This is a genomic window from Streptomyces sp. RLA012 (assembly GCF_056270325.1).
Genome location: NZ_JBWDPA010000003.1, coordinates 88,035 through 104,765 on the forward strand (window position 1 = coordinate 88,035; position 16,731 = coordinate 104,765).

At 69.6% G+C, this 16,731-nt stretch carries 17 protein-coding genes and 4 pseudogenes; 10 read left to right on the forward strand and 11 right to left on the reverse strand.

What is annotated here, in order from left to right:
- The 3 genes from RV986_RS53000 (at position 1) to RV986_RS53010 (ending at position 3,368) form a co-directional block, all read left to right on the forward strand.
- On the forward strand, positions 1 to 1,245 hold the full coding sequence (locus RV986_RS53000) for an acyl-CoA dehydrogenase family protein (RefSeq protein WP_475924838.1): 1,245 nt from the start codon (positions 1 to 3) through the stop codon (positions 1,243 to 1,245).
- Between the two features lie 5 nt (positions 1,246 to 1,250).
- A complete protein-coding gene (locus tag RV986_RS53005) occupies positions 1,251 to 2,480 on the forward strand; it encodes a CaiB/BaiF CoA transferase family protein (protein WP_475924839.1) in 1,230 nt (409 codons plus the stop codon).
- Between the two features lie 216 nt (positions 2,481 to 2,696).
- Positions 2,697 to 3,368 carry an enoyl-CoA hydratase-related protein gene (locus tag RV986_RS53010; RefSeq protein WP_475924840.1) on the forward strand — a complete coding sequence of 224 codons (672 nt, stop codon included), beginning with the start codon at positions 2,697 to 2,699 and terminating at the stop codon, positions 3,366 to 3,368.
- Between the two features lie 123 nt (positions 3,369 to 3,491).
- On the opposite strand, the pseudogene RV986_RS53015 reads toward RV986_RS53010, so the two are convergent.
- The 4 genes and pseudogenes from RV986_RS53015 to RV986_RS53030 all read right to left on the reverse strand — a co-directional run.
- Positions 3,492 to 3,697 (reverse strand): annotated as a pseudogene (locus RV986_RS53015) (transposase); the annotation flags it as partial.
- Positions 3,697 to 3,822, reverse strand: a pseudogene (locus tag RV986_RS53020) (4-hydroxy-3-methylbut-2-enyl diphosphate reductase); the annotation flags it as partial. The pseudogenes RV986_RS53015 and RV986_RS53020, both read right to left, overlap by 1 nt.
- Positions 3,819 to 4,034, reverse strand: coding sequence for a hypothetical protein (locus tag RV986_RS53025; RefSeq protein ID WP_475924841.1), 216 nt, complete (start codon positions 4,032 to 4,034; stop codon positions 3,819 to 3,821). The pseudogene RV986_RS53020 and the gene RV986_RS53025, both read right to left, overlap by 4 nt.
- A 66-nt stretch (positions 4,035 to 4,100) precedes the next feature.
- On the reverse strand, positions 4,101 to 4,529 hold the full coding sequence (locus RV986_RS53030; RefSeq protein ID WP_475924842.1) for a VOC family protein: 429 nt from the start codon (positions 4,527 to 4,529) through the stop codon (positions 4,101 to 4,103).
- Between the two features lie 351 nt (positions 4,530 to 4,880).
- Between RV986_RS53030 and RV986_RS53035 the strand changes: the two are divergent.
- Positions 4,881 to 5,681, forward strand: a pseudogene (locus RV986_RS53035) (MerR family transcriptional regulator); the annotation flags it as partial.
- A gap of 261 nt (positions 5,682 to 5,942) precedes the next feature.
- Here the strand turns inward: RV986_RS53035 and RV986_RS53040 are convergent.
- Positions 5,943 to 6,446 (reverse strand): FG-GAP repeat domain-containing protein, encoded by a 504-nt coding sequence (locus tag RV986_RS53040; protein ID WP_475924843.1) that lies wholly within the window; start codon positions 6,444 to 6,446, stop codon positions 5,943 to 5,945.
- 278 nt (positions 6,447 to 6,724) lie between these two features.
- Between RV986_RS53040 and RV986_RS53045 the strand changes: the two genes are divergently transcribed.
- On the forward strand, positions 6,725 to 6,988 hold the full coding sequence (locus RV986_RS53045) for a hypothetical protein (protein WP_475924844.1): 264 nt from the start codon (positions 6,725 to 6,727) through the stop codon (positions 6,986 to 6,988).
- Here the strand turns inward: RV986_RS53045 and RV986_RS53050 are convergent.
- On the reverse strand, positions 6,947 to 7,366 hold the full coding sequence (locus RV986_RS53050; RefSeq protein WP_475924845.1) for a hypothetical protein: 420 nt from the start codon (positions 7,364 to 7,366) through the stop codon (positions 6,947 to 6,949). The genes RV986_RS53045 and RV986_RS53050 overlap by 42 nt on opposite strands.
- Positions 7,367 to 7,464: 98 nt before the next feature.
- Positions 7,465 to 8,055 (reverse strand): hypothetical protein, encoded by a 591-nt coding sequence (locus RV986_RS53055; RefSeq protein WP_475924846.1) that lies wholly within the window; start codon positions 8,053 to 8,055, stop codon positions 7,465 to 7,467.
- A 271-nt stretch (positions 8,056 to 8,326) separates the two neighbouring features.
- Here RV986_RS53055 and RV986_RS53060 point away from each other — a divergent pair, with 271 nt between their 5' ends.
- Together RV986_RS53060 and RV986_RS53065 are read left to right on the forward strand one after the other, a co-directional pair.
- On the forward strand, positions 8,327 to 9,100 hold the full coding sequence (locus RV986_RS53060) for a hypothetical protein (protein ID WP_475924847.1): 774 nt from the start codon (positions 8,327 to 8,329) through the stop codon (positions 9,098 to 9,100).
- A gap of 20 nt (positions 9,101 to 9,120) precedes the next feature.
- The gene (locus RV986_RS53065) at positions 9,121 to 10,770 is read left to right on the forward strand and encodes a serine/threonine-protein kinase (RefSeq protein ID WP_475924848.1); all 1,650 of its coding nucleotides are present in this window, start codon (positions 9,121 to 9,123) and stop codon (positions 10,768 to 10,770) included.
- An 880-nt stretch (positions 10,771 to 11,650) separates the two neighbouring features.
- Here RV986_RS53065 and RV986_RS53070 read toward each other — a convergent pair.
- The 3 genes from RV986_RS53070 to RV986_RS53080 form a co-directional block, all read right to left on the reverse strand.
- Positions 11,651 to 11,833: a hypothetical protein gene (locus tag RV986_RS53070; protein WP_475924932.1), complete on the reverse strand. Its 183-nt coding sequence runs from the start codon at positions 11,831 to 11,833 to the stop codon at positions 11,651 to 11,653.
- Positions 11,834 to 11,971: 138 nt separating this feature from the next.
- Positions 11,972 to 12,877: an NmrA family NAD(P)-binding protein gene (locus RV986_RS53075; RefSeq protein WP_475924849.1), complete on the reverse strand. Its 906-nt coding sequence runs from the start codon at positions 12,875 to 12,877 to the stop codon at positions 11,972 to 11,974.
- Between the two features lie 198 nt (positions 12,878 to 13,075).
- Positions 13,076 to 13,693: a maleylpyruvate isomerase N-terminal domain-containing protein gene (locus RV986_RS53080; RefSeq protein WP_475924850.1), complete on the reverse strand. Its 618-nt coding sequence runs from the start codon at positions 13,691 to 13,693 to the stop codon at positions 13,076 to 13,078.
- Positions 13,694 to 14,052: 359 nt separating this feature from the next.
- On the opposite strand from RV986_RS53080, the pseudogene RV986_RS53085 reads away from it, so the two are divergent.
- Positions 14,053 to 14,328: pseudogene (locus RV986_RS53085) on the forward strand (HoxN/HupN/NixA family nickel/cobalt transporter); the annotation flags it as partial.
- Here RV986_RS53085 and RV986_RS53090 read toward each other — a convergent pair.
- Entirely contained in the window at positions 14,327 to 14,806 is a 480-nt protein-coding gene (locus RV986_RS53090; protein WP_475924851.1) for a MarR family winged helix-turn-helix transcriptional regulator, read from the reverse strand. The pseudogene RV986_RS53085 and the gene RV986_RS53090 sit on opposite strands and share 2 nt — an antisense overlap.
- A gap of 256 nt (positions 14,807 to 15,062) precedes the next feature.
- Between RV986_RS53090 and RV986_RS53095 the strand changes: the two genes are divergently transcribed.
- Positions 15,063 to 15,764 (forward strand): hypothetical protein, encoded by a 702-nt coding sequence (locus tag RV986_RS53095; protein WP_475924852.1) that lies wholly within the window; start codon positions 15,063 to 15,065, stop codon positions 15,762 to 15,764.
- A gap of 125 nt (positions 15,765 to 15,889) precedes the next feature.
- Positions 15,890 to 16,375, forward strand: a complete 486-nt coding sequence (locus RV986_RS53100; protein ID WP_475924853.1) for an allene oxide cyclase barrel-like domain-containing protein — start codon at positions 15,890 to 15,892, stop codon at positions 16,373 to 16,375.
- The last annotated feature ends 356 nt before the right edge of the window (positions 16,376 to 16,731 follow it).

Consider the following 16,731-nt stretch of genomic DNA (forward strand, 5'->3'; position numbering starts at 1 on the left):
ATGACCACCACCGCCACCGCCCCCGTCCCCACCACCCCCGTCCCCACCCCCGCCGCGCCGCTGGACGACCTGCCGGCCGCCGACTTCTACCGCTACCAGACGCTGCTCTCGGACGACGAGCGCAAGATCCTCCTCAAGGCCCGCGCCTTCCTGCGCGAGGAGGTCAAGCCGCTCGTCAACGAGTACTGGGGCAAGGCCGAGTTCCCCGTCGAGCTGATCGACAAGTTCCGCGGCAGCGGGCTGGCCGCCCTGGCCTACGAGGGCTACGGCGAGCATCAGGCGGCCGCCAGTCATCTGCTCGGTGGCATGCTCGCCACGGAGCTGGGCCGCGTCGACGCCTCGGTCGCCACGTTCTTCGGCGTCCACAACGGGCTCGGTTTCTACTCCATCTACTACGGCGGCGACCAGGAGCAGCACGACAGGTGGCTGCCCGCCATGGCCACGATGGAGAAGATCGGCGCGTTCGCGCTGACCGAACCGCTCGGCGGCTCCGACGTATCGGGCGGCATGCGCACCACCGCCAGGCGCGAGGGCGACACCTGGGTCATCAACGGCGCCAAGAAGTGGATCGGCAACGCCACCTTCGCCGACTACGTCGTGGTCTTCGCGCGGGACGTCGACGACAACAAGGTCAAGGGCTTCGTCGTCGAGAAGGGCACCCCCGGCTTCAAGCCGGTGAAGATCGAGGGCAAGATCGCGCTGCGGATCGTGCAGAACGCCGAGATCACCCTGACCGACGTCCGCGTGCCGGAGGCGAACCGGCTGCAGAACATCAAGGGCTTCCGGGACGTCGCCGAGATCCTGCGCCAGACGCGCAGCGGGGTCGCCTGGCAGTCCCTGGGCGTCATGATCGGCGCCTATGAACTCGCGCTGGACTACGCCAAGCAGCGCGTGGCCTTCGGCCGTCCGATCGCCAAGTTCCAGATGGTGCAGGATCTGCTGGTGAAGAGCCTGGGCAACATCACCGCCTCGTGGGGCATGCTGGTGCAGCTCGCCCGGCTGCAGGACCAGGGCATCTTCCGTGACGAGCACTCCGCGCTGGCCAAGGAGTTCGTCGCGGCGCGGATGCGGGAGGTCGTCGCCTGGAGCCGCGAGATCTTCGGCGGCAACGGCATCCTCCTCGAGTACGACGTCGCCCGGTTCTTCTCCGACGCCGAGGCCCTGTACTCCTACGAGGGCACGCACCAGATGCAGACCCTCATCGTCGGCAAGTCCATCACCGGCCACAGCGCCTTCGTGGGGTGAATACGATGACCATCGAATCCGTCTTCACCGGCCTGAAGGTCCTCGACGCGTCGACCTACATCGCGGGACCGGCCGCGGCCACCGTGCTCTCCGACTTCGGAGCGGACGTCATCAAGATCGAGCCGCCGGGGCAGGGCGACCCCCAGCGGCGGCTGAGCTCCGTGCCGCCCAGCCCCCGGGCACAGGCCAACTACAGCTGGCACCTCGCCAACCGCAACAAGCGCGGCATGGTGATCGACCTGAAGTCCCCGGCGACCACCGGGATCCTCAAGCGCCTCGTCGAGTGGGCCGACGTGGTGATCACCAACTTCCCGCACGGTACGCGCGAGAAGCTGCACCTCGACTACGAGCAGGTCGCGGGCTGGAACCCGCGGGTCGTCTACGCCGACATCACCGGCTTCGGGGATACCGGCCCCGACGCCGGGCAGCCGGGCTTCGACCTGACCGCCCACTGGTCGCGCAGCGGGCTGCTGGCCTCCACCCGGGACGCGGGAGCCCCGCCGACCGTGCCGGTCTGGGGCAGCGGCGACTACACGTCGGCGATCGCCATCTACGCGGCGATCGCAACGGCCCTGTACCGCCGTGAGCGGACGGGACAGGGGGCCAGTGTCGGGACGTCGCTGCTCGCCACGGGCGTCTGGGCCACGGGCACGCTCGTGGCCGGCGCGCTCGCCGACGGCACACCGTTCGAGCTGCACGACCGCAACACGCCCGTGAACGCGCTGACCAACCCCTACCGGACCGCGGACGGCCAGTGGTTCATGCTGGCAACCTCATCCGTGCACTGGCCCAGACTGACGCGGGCCGTCGGACACCCCGAGCTGCTGGAGGATCCCCGTTTCGCGGACATCGACGCCTTGGTCAAGAACGCCGCCGCGGTGAGCGAGCTGCTCGACACCGAGTTCCGCTCACGGCCCTTCGCCCACTGGAAGGACGCCCTGGACCGGGAACGCATCACCTACAGCCTCATTCAGACACCGGAGGAGGCCGCGCGGGACCCTCAGCTGCGCGCGAACGACATCGTCGTACCGCTGGAAGGGGTCCCCGGGCTGAAGGAAACCGTCAACAGCCCGGTCAACCTGCGAGGCGTACCGAAGGTGCCCGCGAAGCGAGCGCCGGAACTGGGCGAGCACACCGGCGAGATCCTCGCCGAGCTGGGATTCGGCCCCGCCGAGATCGCCGAGCTGCGCGCCCGGGGAGCGATACCCGGCGCGCCGGAAGAGGAGGCGGCGTGATGAGCACGGCGGCCGAAGCGCGGGGCGTGGTGCTCCACCAGCGCCAGTGGCGCACCGACTCACCACCGTCGACCGCCCGGCGCGGAAGAACGCTGTCGGCCGACGCCCTGACCGGCCCGCCCGACCCGGGGGCACACGCTTCGGCCGTGCCCCCGCACCAGCCCGATGCCCAACTCGCCGTTCCCTCAACACCGCACAACCCTTCCAGGAGCTCACATGCCTACCCTTGACCGCCACAACAACGTCTTCGTGCTCGATCTCGGGGACGGTGAGAACCGCTTCCACCCCGACTGGATCGCGTCCGTCAACGCCGCCTTGGACGAGGTGGAGAATGCGGAAGGACCGCGGGCCCTGGTAACCGCCGCGACGGGCAAGTTCTACTCCAACGGCCTGGATCTGGAGTGGCTGTCCGCCCACGCCGACCAGCACCAGGACTACACCGCCTCCGTCCACGAGCTCTTCGCTCGCGTGCTGTCGCTACCGATGATCACCGTGGCCGCCCTCCAGGGACACACCTTCGCCGCCGGCGCGATGCTCTCCCTTGCGCACGACTTCCGCGTCATGCGCGCCGACCGAGGCTTCTGGTGTCTGCCCGAGGCCGACATCAACATCCCCTTCACACCCGGCATGTCCGCCCTGATCCAGTCCCGGCTGGCGCCGCAGACCGCACACGAGGCCATGGTCACCGCCCGCCGCTACGGCGGGTCGGATGCCGCGGCCGTCGGCATCGTCGACCGGGCGGTCGCTGAGGACGCCGTGCGCTCCACGGCCGTGGAGATCGCCCAGGCGCTGCTGAGCAAGGCCGGCGACACCCTCGGCACCATCAAGGCGGGCATGTACGGCCCGGTCCTGGCGTCCCTGCGCGACACGGCCGACCCGCACGGCTGACGCCGCCGACGAACGCCGGAGGGCACCGGGCCCCACTGCTGCGGGTGCCCGGCCCACCGGCCGGACCATCTGTGCGCACAGACCGTTGACTCGCACGCGACCGCGGGCGAGCATGCGACCGCGGGCGAGCATGCGACACAAACGGGAGAGATCGACGTTCCCGTTGTTCAGAGCGTCGTACATCGCGCCGTGCCCGCGCCGGTGCTCGGCCACCAGCGTCAGATCCACCGGAGCCCTCACCGGCCCGTCCGCACACAGCAACGCGTCCACCAACTCGAACAGTTCGTCCCCGCGTGCGGTCAGGCAGTCGAATAAGGGAGGGCGCACAGACGGGCGGACCGTACAGCTTGAGGGCCTGCTCCACGGTCTGGACGGCCCGCTCGACGCCGGCGCAGTAGCCGCGCGGCGCGGCCGGCAGCACCCTGCGCCCGGGGCGCGGGGTGGGTGGGGTCATGTGGTCCTCGCCATCGCGGGGTGGGCGAGGTCGCGCAGGACGCCAATCGCGGGCGGCGCGAAAGGGGCGCTGGTGAGGGCTTGTTCGGCCAGCTCCCAGCGGTCCTGGACGAGCTGTTCGACGGCCTGTTGGGCGCCGGTGTCGGTCAGCAGGCGGCGGATGCGTTCCGCGGCGTCCTCGTCGAGTGCCGGGTCGCTGATCAGGACACTCAAGGTGCGCCGGGACGCACGGTTGCCCGGTGCCGTCTCAGTTGATCTGGGAGGACACGTTCGCGGCTCTCAGTCGAGACAGAACTCGTTGCCCTCGATGTCCTGCATGACGATGCACGAGTCGTTGTCGTCATGCAGTAGTCGCACGCGTACTGCGCCGAGCGGGACTAGTCGTGCGCACTCGGCTTCGAGTGTGGCGAGGCGCTCTTCACCCACGAGGCCGGTGCCGACCCGCACGTCAAGGTGCAGCCGGTTCTTGGCGACCTTGCCTTCGGGAACGCGCTGGAAGAACAGTCGCGGGCCCACACCTGATGGATCAATGCATGCGAACCGTGAACCCTGATCCTCAGGCGGCAGCGAGCGATCGAAATCGTTCCAAGTGGCAAACCCCTTCGGTGGCGGCGGTACGACGTACCCCAACACCTCGCACCAGAAACGAGCGACGCGCTCAGGTTCTGCGCAGTCGAAGGTGACTTGGAACTGCTTGATCGATGCCATCGGTCCACCGTAGTGGCGCGCGCTGCTCACCGAGACCCTGGGGTGTCATCGCCGTGCGGGTCGAGGTCTGGCGTGACATGAGTAGCGCCAACGGACCAGATCACCTGAGCCAGGGGCCGATTCGCATGAGACGGGACACGAGCAGCGGACTCTTGTCGCGGTTGATGGCCGCTGTGACTGAGCACTGCAGATGGCCGGTGAGCGGTTCAGTCGGCCAGCGTTGCGCTCAGCGAGGTCGCCAGTGTTGAGCCGGGCCACGTGAGTTGGCACCTGGCCGGGCTTGGTGGCACCGCGCTTGGCCCTCACGTGACGTCATGCCGCATAGTCGGCGGCGTGGAGGAGCACCTGACTGTGGGACGCGTGGCCGACCTGGCTGGCGTGACCGTCCGCACGCTGCATCACTATGACGAGATCGGCCTCGTGCAGCCGTCTGCGCGGACGGCGGCCGGGTACCGGACCTACTCGGCGGGAGACGTGGAGCGGCTGCGGGAGGTGCTGGTTTACCGGCGGCTGGGCTTCACGCTACGGGAGGTCTCCGACCTGGTTGGCGACCCGTCCATCGATGCGGTCGCGCACCTGCGCCGGCTGCGCGGTCTGCTGCTGGAACAGCGCGACCGCGCCGACGCCATGGGGGCCGCCATCGACAGGGAACTGGAGGCACGGGCGATGGGGATGAAGATGACGCCAGAGCAACAGCTGGGAATGGTCGGCGCGCGGCTGTATGACGCCATCGGGGGCGCTTACACCGCGACGCGGCACACGGAGCCGCGGATCGCCGAACAGGTCTGGGACGCGCTGGGCGACGCGCAGACGGTACTGAACGTCGGGGCCGGCACCGGCTCCTACGAGCCACCGGGCCGCGAGGTCACCGCGGTGGAGCCGTCGGCGGTCATGCGAGCGCAGCGTCCAGCGGGCGCGGCGCCGTGCGTGGCCGCCGCCGCGGAGAGCCTGCCGTTCGAGGACCAGTCCTTCGACGCCGCGATGGCCTTCAGCACCGTTCATCACTGGCAGGACCCCATCGCGGGCCTGCGCGAGATGCGGCGCGTGGCCCGGCGCGTGGTGGTGTTCACGTTCGACGCCAGTGAATTCGGATGGCGTCGCCGGTTCTGGCTTACCCGCGACTACCTGCCCGAGGTCGCCGGCCTCGTCGCGGGCTGGTCGCTAGCTAGCTAGCCTCGCTCATCTTGTGGCTTCGCGACACCACAGCATGATCATTTGTCAGACGGCCTAGCGCAGCCCCCCATCCGCTCAGGTGAGAGGGCCCAGTCGGTATGACGCCGACCGGGCCCTCGTAGATCCGGGATGCCGCGACTGCGGAGGCGAGCGGTCAGCCGTGGCCGCTGTCCGCCACGAGAGACTCACCTCGAAGTCACGGGCGTGTCCCCTTGCTCACGGAACGCCAGGCTCCGTCCGCTACCCGAAGGTGCCGTCCCCCTGAGCGACAGCCGTGTAGACCCCGGCTGCGCCGAACCCGACGAGGTCCGCGCGCCCGTCACCGGTGATGTCGGCCACGAGGCGGGGATGCTGAGCGTCCCGCCAGCCCTGGTTGAATCCGAGATCCCCGACGACGAACTGCGAAGTCCCAAAGGTGCCGTTGCCAAGCGCGTTGGCCGTCCAGACCCCGTCGGTGCCGAACCCGACGATGTCGCCGCGTCGGTCTCCGGTGATGTCGGCCATGAAACGCGGATGGCGATCGACCCGCCAACTCTGGGCGAGCCCGAACCCGGAAAGCACGAAATGCGCATTTGTCAGTGCGGACGGGGTCACATCCGCAACGTGTTGGGTGTGGCCATTGGCTACGGCCGAATCAGCGTGTGCGGGTAACAGCATCCCCAGCACCGCACTGCCCGCCGCAACCGCCGCCCCCAGCACTCTCAAAAGACGATGGCTCATTTCCCCCCTGCTGAGCGCCTCCAAGGCGCGTAATCTGGACAACCACCGAATTCTCAGGCGCATCAACGTCCTACCGATGCAGCCGGAATACCGGTGAACAGCGTGGTGCGCCACAAGCCGCCTGTCGCGCCACGTTCCGCTCATGGCGCAGTCGTGTCCGCCGACCGTGTGGAACCGGCACGATCACCAACCACGGCGTTGAAGACCGTCGCTCTCCCGAGCCTGTGGCCGGCATCTCCGTGAAAGAGAGTGCCTGTGGCGCCGTGGCACGGCTTGAGTAGTCGGTACTCAACCTCCCGGCGGTGCCCGCGCCGGTCCGCCGCCTGGTCCGAGCCTGGGCCGATGCGGCAAGCCTGATGCACTTCGACAGCGAGGGCTGCCCGGTCAGCGGCCTCAACGCGGCCTCGCACCGGCGTGAGCTCATCGGCTCGGTGAAGGCCGCGTTCAACCGCTACCGCGGAGTCGCCCCCGCCACTGTCACCGAGCTCAACCTGACCACGGCCGGTACTGGTGGGCTCGCCTATTCATCTGTCGTCGGTTCTTCCCAGGGTCCAGCCCGATGGTGACCGTAGGTGGTCCCCGGCGGCGTACCGGCTCCAGGTTCCTCCGGCTTGGGCGGCCAGTTTGGCGGTGGTGACCTGGTGGTGGCCGAGGGCATCGACGACGACAGGGGCGGGCATCTCCAGGACGTGCTCGCGGATCGCGGAGACACGGCTGGCGGTGGTAGGGACGCCGAGGTCGTTGACCAGAGCCGAGAGGGCGTCGGGGTGCATCGGTTGCCCGGCCCGGCGTCCGGGGAACAGCCGGCGCGAGGCGGGGTTCGTCGCGGTGCTCATGTTGTCCCGGTTGGGGATCCAGCTGAGTAGGAGATCGGCGACCGGGTCGGGGACAGGGGATGGTGGTTCGCCGAGTCGTAGGAGGACCTGGCCGTCGTCGTGGATCACGTCGTCGATGGTGAGGCGGACGACGCGGCTGAGCGGTTGCCCGTAGAGCAGGACGATGGCGGCCGCGACCCGGGGCCGCAGTGGCAGGTCGTGATCGGTCAGGACGCGGCCGAGCAGGTCGACGCGCTCGTGCTGCGGGAGTGGCGAAGATCGTTGCGAGCCGCGTCCTGATACAGGGACTTGATGGTGACACCGCGGGCGTTGGCGTTGGCGTTGGCGTTTCCCTCGCGGCCCGCGGCGAGGTCCTCGGAGCGCTGGCTGGCGCCCGGGTGAACGCCGACGCACTCGGTGGTGACATTGCGCATGAGTACATCCAGGCGGGTCTGGATGGCGTCCATGCCGATCAGGCGCTCGCCGTGGCCGGGGCGGGTGTCGGCACGTTCGGCGATCAAGCGGGTCACGGCGGCGCGGGAGACGGCAAGCTGGGCCTGCCGCGCGGCGATGTCCGCTTCCTGGCGGGCGAGCATGCCGGCCAGGCCCACCTCGGGGGTGACCGCCCGCACCTGGCCGGGGTACTCGCTGGAGGCGCGGACCAGCATCAGCTGGGCGAGTTCGTCCAGGCAGTCGTGGACCTGACCAGGGGTGAGGCTGGTAGCGGTGGCGAGTTGGTCGATGCCGTGGCGGGGGTGGTCGAGCATGGCCTGGTAGACAGCCCCTGCCATGGCGGTCAATCCCAGCGCTTCCAGCATGTGCCTGTCCCTCAGAAGTAGTGCCGGCATCCTGGCTGCCCACGTCCGCAACTGATTCGCCTGAAATATATCCTTCAACTCCTTGATGAAGCAGGCAAATTGAGGCGAAGAAGCTCCCGCGAAAGCCCCGGATGGTGACGACGTCACCCGTCTCGCCGGCCGAATCCCGATCGCCGTGCCCGACCGCTTACGGAAGCTCTCCCGAAGAGGCATGGATCAACAGCCGATCATCCGCGCCTACCGGCCCACCGGCCGTGCTGGCGTTGCGAACATGTGCGTGAGCACTGCGGACGCAGGACGGGACTCGCGTGCCCTGTACCCCGACGAGGAGTTGATGCGGGCCGTCTTCGCCGAGCCCTACTGCCGTCTTGAGCCCGAACCGGCCTTCGTCCTGGACGACGGCACCGGCCGGGCTGTCGGCTACGTCGTCGGCACTGCGAACACCGGAGAGTTCGAGGGTTCGGTCGGCGATGTGGGCGAGACTGCCGGTGACGGCCTGTACCGCGGCGAGCCGGCCTTCCTCGAACTGTTCGCCGCGACCAGGTGCTGCGCCTCGTCGGCGCTCACTCCCACGGAGGTCAAGGAGAGTTGGGCGATGGTGTGGGCCGCCTCCCCCCAGTGGGGCGTACTGGAGGCCGCGATGAGGACGTTCGTCACCCCTGGGCATGACGCGACGGCCAGGACGCACGCCTGTGCTGGGGTCAGGCCCGGCCGGATCAGGTCGGCGAGCTCCTGGTCGACCGGGCCAGGCAGTTCGCCGCCGTGCAGCCGTGCCGAGGCCATCACCCGCAAACCCCGCGTCGGCAGCGGCCGGGAGGGCCCCCGGCCGTCCAGTGCCTGCGCGATCGGCGTCGTCATCACCGGGCTGACCGGTCTCACGAACGAGAGTTCCCGCACGGCGGCCGAGCGTCGGAAATTCGGCGCCCGGTATCGCGACGCCTCGTACGGGCGGCTGCGTGCCCATGGCCGCACGGGCCCGCAACTGTCACGATGCTCTGACCGCGCAAGTGCACTATTCGGTGGGGGTGTTGGGTGCAGTCGCTGACGGCTGAGGATCCGCGGCGGGTGGGTGCGTACCGGCTGCTGTACCGCCTTGGTGAGGGCGGCATGGGGCGGGTGTACCTCGGCCGGGCGCCGGGCGGTCAGACGGTGGCGGTCAAGATGGTGCACGCGGGGATGGCCAGTGCGCCGGGCTTCCGGGAACGGTTCGCGCGGGAGGTCCGTGTGTCACGGGAGGTCTCCGGGCCGGGAACGGTGCCGGTGCTGGCCGCCGATGCAAAAGCTCCGATTCCGTGGCTGGCCTCCGCCTATGTTCCAGGTCCGTCCCTTGCCGATGCCGTCCACGACCACGGACCGCTGCCCGAGCCGTCTCTCTGGCGGTTGCTCGCCGGGCTGGCCCGGGCCCTGAGCACAGTGCATGGGTACGGTGTGGTGCACCGCGATCTCAAGCCGACGAACGTTCTGTTGTCCTCGGACGGGCCGCTGCTGATCGATTTCGGGATCGCCCGGGCGGCCGACGACACAGCCTTCACCGCAACAGGCTCCGTGGTGGGTTCCGCCGGCTACATGTCACCGGAACAGGCCCACGGGGAGCAGGTGGGCCCCGCGAGTGACATCTTCTCGCTCGGGGCGGTGCTGACCTTTGCGGCCTTGGGAAGCGGCCCGTTCGGGAACGGCTCGCCACCGGAGCTGCTGTACAGGGCCGTCCACGACGAGCCGAACCTGAACGGCATACCGGAGGAATACGCCGCATTGGTGGGCGGCTGTCTGGCCAAGAGGCCGGCGGACCGTCCCTCCCCGGAAGACCTGCTGGCCCGGGCAGAAGAACACCGTACGGAGGAGCCCTGGCTGCCCGGCCCTGTTGTCCTGGCGATCGCCCGGAAAGCAGAGCAGCTCCTCGGCGTCGAGGCCGAGGACAACGCCGCAAAGGCGAAGACAGGCGGCGGGCCACCGCCTCGTACAGCAGTGATCACCGAAGCCGCCCCCGGTTCGCGGCCCTGGGCTCCGCCGTCGTCCACCCAGCTCCCGTCCGTCCCGCCCCCATCAGGACGGAGCGCGTATCCGTCGGGCGCCACCACACCGCGCTCGTACACGTCTCCCGCCTACCGGCCACCCGCACAGCCCCACCCGGCAGGACCGACGGCCGTGCCGGTTCATCCCGGGCCGCGGCAACAGGTGTGGGTGAACCCGTGGGTGCGGCGCGGACCGCTGAGCCACCCGCTGCTGAGCCTGTTCGGACTGGCGCCCGCGACCGTTCTGCTGGTGGCCGGGTCCAGCCTGAAGGCGATCGCCCGTGATCACCCGAGTAGTTCGCTGGACGCGGGGGGCTGGAAGGACCTGGCCGAGTGGGCGATGACGGACGACGGATGGCGGCTGCCGTCGACACTGATCCTCATCGTCATGCTGATCGTGCTGCAGTACTTCCGCGCCCGGCTCGAGCAGTATCCGATGGCCGTCACCCGGACCTGGACCGTGGCCATCGGGTGTTTCTGGCTCCTGTCGGCAGGGGCAGTGGTCGCGAACTTCCTCTGGCTCATAGGGACGGCCGCGGGTGCCGAGCAGGACGCGGGAGACGGCAGGCTCCTCCTCGTCAGGGGGCTCATGACCGCAGTCCTGCTGCTGGACGGCCTCGTGGTGGTACCGGTCTCGGTGGCGGCCCTCATCCGGGTACTCCGCGGCGCAGCCGGCGACGTGGCGCGTCCCGCCCATCCCTGATCTGCCTGCCGGCTGCCGGCCCATGCGCAGATCCTCGTGGTCCAAGCGGCTGCCGAAGGCACTGTACGGCTGGTCGGCCCGGTCGTGAGGGTGAAGCCCCTTCGCTTCCCGTTCGGCCACACCCGGGTCGCGCTCGCCACGGTTGCTCGGAAACAGGGACCGGCAGAGTCCGCACAGTGACGAGGTCAGGAGCGCTCTCACGCGCGGGCTTGGTCCAGGGCCATGGGCGCTGCAAGTACTCCGGCGGGCCTGCTGGATGCGGCAACCTCGGCCGAAGGGCGGCGTCCGGCACCTCGGACGGCAGGCCCGGTGTCACCGCCGGGTGCTGTGTGACCGGCGGCGAACCTTCAGCAGCATGTCGAGGGTGCGGTGAGCGGCTGCCCGGCGATCTGGGCGGGACCAAACGGCCGGAAGGACGATCCCGGCGTTGCTCTTGCCGAGAACCTCATCCGCCCAGTTCCGGCGGCATGTTGGTACTCGTGGAGGATGCCGCCGGGTCGTTGGCGTCGTCGTATGTCGAGGTGGGTGATCTGCTCCAGATTTCTGCTCCAGATTGGTGATCGGCATCGGCAAAGGGGGCAGCGGGCGGGCGTTGACGATGTCTTGACGGAGCCGGTGGGAGTTGGAGAAGTCCTCGAACTGGCGCAGCGCGTGGAGCAGGTGTCGCCGGTTCCGGATCAGGGTGCGGCCCAGTAGCTCGCGCCCGCAGGTCTGCACCCACCGTTCCGCGATCGAGTTCATGCGACCCTGCGCTGCGTCCGGGCGGTCAGAAGACCTGGGCGAAGCAGCCCAGGACGACGGCCACCGAGAGCACCGCCAGCGACACTGCCATGAGGGGTTCGGGTACGCGCATCGCAATCCTCCCTTGCGGGCCAACGGCTCACAGGCAATAACGGACGAGCCACTCATCGGCGTTGTACGTAGTCTTCGCCGGGTCCGGCACCGTGGCCGCCCGTTCCTCCACCATCTCCTCAAGGCGGATTCGCTCCGGCAGCTTGCCGAACCGGGCGCGGCGCGCCGTTTCGGCGGGGTCGGGGGTCTTCTGCGCTGGTTGCATCGACATCGTCTCCTCATCAGGTTGATGACAAGCCGGGCGGCGTTCGGGCCGATACGGCCAATGAGAGCCGAGGACGCCACGGAAATCGCCCCGCCCAGGAGCGGCGCTCCGCGGCTGTCTGCCCCGGCCCGGAGCGGCTCCGGTTCAGCCCAGGTAGAAGTCTTTGCGGGCGGCCACGAATGCCTCGATCGTCTGAGCAGGTACGCCCGTGACGCGTTCGACGTCGTGGGACGCGCGGTCGTAGCGGTTCTCTCGGTGGAGCCGGGCCATGGTGGCGATGTGCTCCTCGACGTGCGGCGGCAGGCCCGCCTTCGCGAGCACCTCGGAGCGCCACCGGTCCAGCGGTACGTCCGTGTAGGACACCGGACGCCCCAGCGCCCGCGAGAACTCCTCGGCCATCTCCGTCATGTCGACGGTGCGGGGCCCGGTCAGCTCGTAGACGTTCCCGACATGCGGCGCCGGGTCGCGCAGCACGGTGGCGACCACCCGGGCGACGTCGTCCACGGCGACCGGCGACGTACGCCCGCTGCCGAACGGCAGGGCGATGGTGCCGTTCTCCCGGATCGACCGCGCCGCCAGCGTGGTGAACAGCGGATTGTCCAGGAACGACGTCGGCCGGATGTGTACGACCGGCAGGCCGGACCAGTTCAGGACCTGCTCCGCCAGCCAGTGCAGCCGCTGCTGGTGCGACTCCCCGGTACTGGTGGCGGTCATCTGCGACACCGTCATCTGCGACATCCCGACCAGGCCGTCCAGCCCCCCGTACTCGCGCGCCACGGTGGCCACCACGGTCGCCGCCAGCAGATGGTCCGGCGACACGGGCATCGCGAAGTACATCCGCCCGACACCCTCCAGCGCGGCCGCGACACTCTCGGGCCGGGTCAGATCACCGACGACCACCTCCGCACCGAGCGCACGCAGCCCGGCCGCACGGTCGTCGTCACGGCGGACCATCGCACGCACCGGCACGCCCCGCGCGCGCAGCTGCTCCAGGACCGTGCGGCCCACGCCACCGGCGTTGGCGATGAGGACAAGGTTGCTGGCAACCATCGGTCGATCTCCTTCTGGGTCTGGGGGGTTGGTTGAACTTTGATCACACGATGCGTGTGCGTATGAGGGGTTTGCTGGATGGTGGTGCTGCCCCGCCGGGGCGGCGACATGGGCGAGGCCGGCTGCGTCGGCGAGGCCGCACTGCTGGGCCTGGCGGCTGTCCCGCCCCGCCCGGGGGCCCGATGGGGGCGGGCCGGGTCAGAGCGTCGGCGGAGCCGTCAGCCGGGCGTCGGCCGCGGCAAGGTCACCGCTGATCCACGCCGGGCTTGCGGGCTGCCGCTTCCCCAGGGTGAGCAGCGGCTCTATCTCCTTGCCGTGCCAGACCCTGGGGACCGTGACGGCGAAGACCTCGTCCACGCCGTCAGCTGCGATCAGCGGGGCGACGTGGGCCTCGGTCCCCGTGGCCGGCTGGGCGTCGACCAGGTGGACCGCCGCGTCCATGGCCAGGCGGCAAAACCAGAGCGCTGCCGCTGCCTCCTCGAAACCGAACGCCCAACACGGTGCGGCGGGGTCGGCCTCCTCCAGGGTGGCCGGCAGCGAGGCCGCGCCCGCGGCGAACCAATCGGCGATCTGCTCCCCGTCCGCCGGGGCGAACTGCTCGCGGCACAGCTCCCCGGTCTGCACCACGGCCGCCGCGAAGCGGTACACCTGGCCGAGGTGGGCGCCCAGGTCGTGCAGGCTCCAGCTGCCGCAGGTGGCCACCGGGATGCCCGGGTCGGCGCTGCGCAGCAGCCGCTCGAAGGCCGCCGCCTTCTCACGCAGCACCGCCGGACAGGTGTCGGTGGCGAGCGGCAACGGAACGCGGGACTGATTCACAGCGGCCTCCAGTGGAACGAGTGACGGGTTCGGAGCACAGGTGAGCGCTCGCCTGTGCTCCCGCAAGAAGCGATGCACCGGACGCGGAAGGCGGACCCTCCTGCGGACCGGGCAGGTGCGCCACCACCATTAGGAGCATATGCTCGTATCAGCGGGGCGGCAAGGACGGATCCCGGATCACGCCTGCCGGCCCACCGTCGACCAGCGGTACCGGACATCCCCTCTCGGGGTGTCAGCCGGCCCGGCGAGCTGCGCCGGCTGCTCACGGGGCTTCATCCGTCAGCCGGGAGACCGGCCACCGCTCCGCACGAAACCCCTCCACAAGGCGCTGGAGAGGCCGGCCCCAGATGACGCCCCAGATGACTCTGCCCGAAAACCCTTCCCCGACCGCCGTCCGTCCGGGGGCGGCATCCGCGACACCGGCCATCCGCCGGGAACGCCGGGACTGGTGGCACGCCGGCGGACTCCTGGCCGTGGTCGCGGCACTGCACCTGGTGGCGTTCGGGATCCTGGCCGCGCTCGTGGCTCCGCACCATTACCGGGTCGGCACGGAGGTCTTCGGCCCCGGGCTCGGCGTGACCGCCTACACCCTCGGCATGCGGCATGCCTTCGACGCCGACCACATCGCCGCCATCACTCGGCCCAGGGCGTGAAGCCGGTCTGGAGGACGGCTTCAAGGGCTGCGCGCAGCCCGGACGCCTCGTCGTCTCCGAAGCTCTCCTCGAACCGGGCTTGCACGTCCCGCCACAGCGGCAGCGCCGCCTTCATCCGGGAGACCCCGTCCGGCGTGATCGTGACGATCCGTGCGCGGCGGTCGGCCGCCGACGGCTCGACGGTCACCAGGCCCTCCCGCGCCAGCGGCTTGAGGTTCGAGGCCATCGTCGTCCGGTCCATGGCGATCATGTCAGCGAGGCTGGTGATCGTCGTTTCTCCGTGAGCACTGAGCTTCTGCAGGATGCTGAACTGCGTCGCGCGGAGACCGACCGGGGCCAGGGCCTTGTCGTACGTCGCGCCGAGGTACCGGGCCGCCTTGCGCAGAGCCAGGTTGTTGCACGAATCGGCGAGGTTCGTCGGTGTAGTGGCCATCGTCTCCTCCAGAGCTTCCCCACCCATGATAGGAGCATATGCTCCGACAGTGAAGGACCGGCCCGGGCAGTCCAATGCCTGCCGCTCGTCCGCTTGCCGCCCATCCAATAGGAGCATATGCTCCTATCCACTGTAGGCACACCACGGCCTTCACCAGCCGGCCGGGCGAAAGCCGAACCGGCCGTCAGGACGCGGACAACGACGAGGCTTCGGCCCGGCCTTCTCCAGTGACAGCACAGCAGCCGTGCGGGGTACGGCTGCGATTCAAGAAAAGGAACTGCCCATGTCCATCAAGAGCAAGGTGCTCGCCGCCGCGGCGACAGTGGCCCTGGTCGGCGGCGTCACCACCGCGGAGACGCTCTCCGCGAGCGCGGCAACTCCGCAGTGCGGCCAGCACTGCATTGACATCTACAGCAAAAAGTTCGGCACGGCGGACAACCCCCGCTTCGTCGAGACCGTGTACAAGGGGGTGGCGAAGGTCGGCCGGCCGACGGTCCTGCACCGTGCCAGCAGCTCCAACCCGGCTGAGGACTTCCTCCCCCACGCCGGCAAGGTGTCCGACTTCCACAAGGCCGGCCTGGTCTCCTCCGAGGTGAACCGTCACTACGGCAGCCTGCACGCGGCGCAGATCGAGTACGCGCCCTTCGGCAAGGCCAGCGGCCTGTGCGTGGGCCTGGCCACCACCGCGTACCAGAACGAAGGACTCACCCTGCAGCCGTGCGCCCTTCCGGGCAAGACCGTGTGGATCGTCGACACCACGGATTCGCCCGCGACTGCGGCCGAGAATTACTTCCCGCTGGTCAACGGTTCAACCACGGACTTCGCCCACCCGTTTGCGATGACCTACCCGAGCCGCGCACGCTGGGGCCACGCCCATTCGAACGAGCACCGGTCTGCGCAGATCCGGGTACGCAAGCTGATGGGCAACCCGACGCACGTACCCGACAGCCAGCTCTGGGGTACGAACTTGGGCGTCGTGAAGTAGACCCCTCGTCCAGGCCCGAGTGACCCGGCGGTGGCGGCCGCCACTGCCGGAGGCGGTGTCCCCAACGGACCGCCGGCTGCCGCTTGATGGCAGAACCGATCGAGAACATCACCGGGAGGCGCACTATGCGCAAGATCTATCTCCGCTGCCTCGTCCCGGCCGCCGGCGTGGCCGCCGCAGTCCTCGCCGGCGCCCCGCCGGCATCGGCCGGCACCGGTGGCACGCACGACACGCACCAGCGCACGGAAATCATCCAGCTGGTTGCCAAGCAGACCCAGTCCGAATCCCTCGATCTGGGCAAGAAGGGACACAGCCTCGGTGACGAACTCATCGTTGCCGAAGACCTGTACCGCGACGGCAGGAAGATCGGCGACCACAGCGTGGCATGCACCTACGTGCACACCAGTCCGGACGAACTGCAGTGCCTGGGCACCTTCGCCCTGCCCCAGGGACAGATCACCGGGCAGGCGCTGCTCCACCTGCCCGCCGCCTCCGCGGTCGACATCGCCATCACCGGCGGCACGGGCGCCTACAGTGCAGCCGGAGGCTATGTCCACACCGTCCCCGCCGGTACGACGGAGAGGCACCTCACCTTCCACGTCACCCGTTGACCACCGATCGGAAAACCACCTGGGGCGACGCCGGTGAGGCTGTGCGGGCAGGTGAACGCGTGCCCGACGCGGCGCGGACCTGCCGACGGCGTCTCCTGACGCCTCTCGCACCGGACAGCTTCCTCGCCGTGCCGTCATCGCAGTTGCCTGCACTCAGCCGGCCCGGGATGACGGCGAGCCGGGGTCGGCGCCGGCTGCCGCAGGGTCAGGTTCGTGCGCCCGTAAGCGACCAGCACACGGCCCCCGGCGGGGGGCTCCACGGCCACCCCTACGTACCGATCGTGCACCCAATAGACCGGCGCATCCGCCGCAACCGACGGATATGGGCGTGACCTACACCGCGCCGGGGAGCAGCC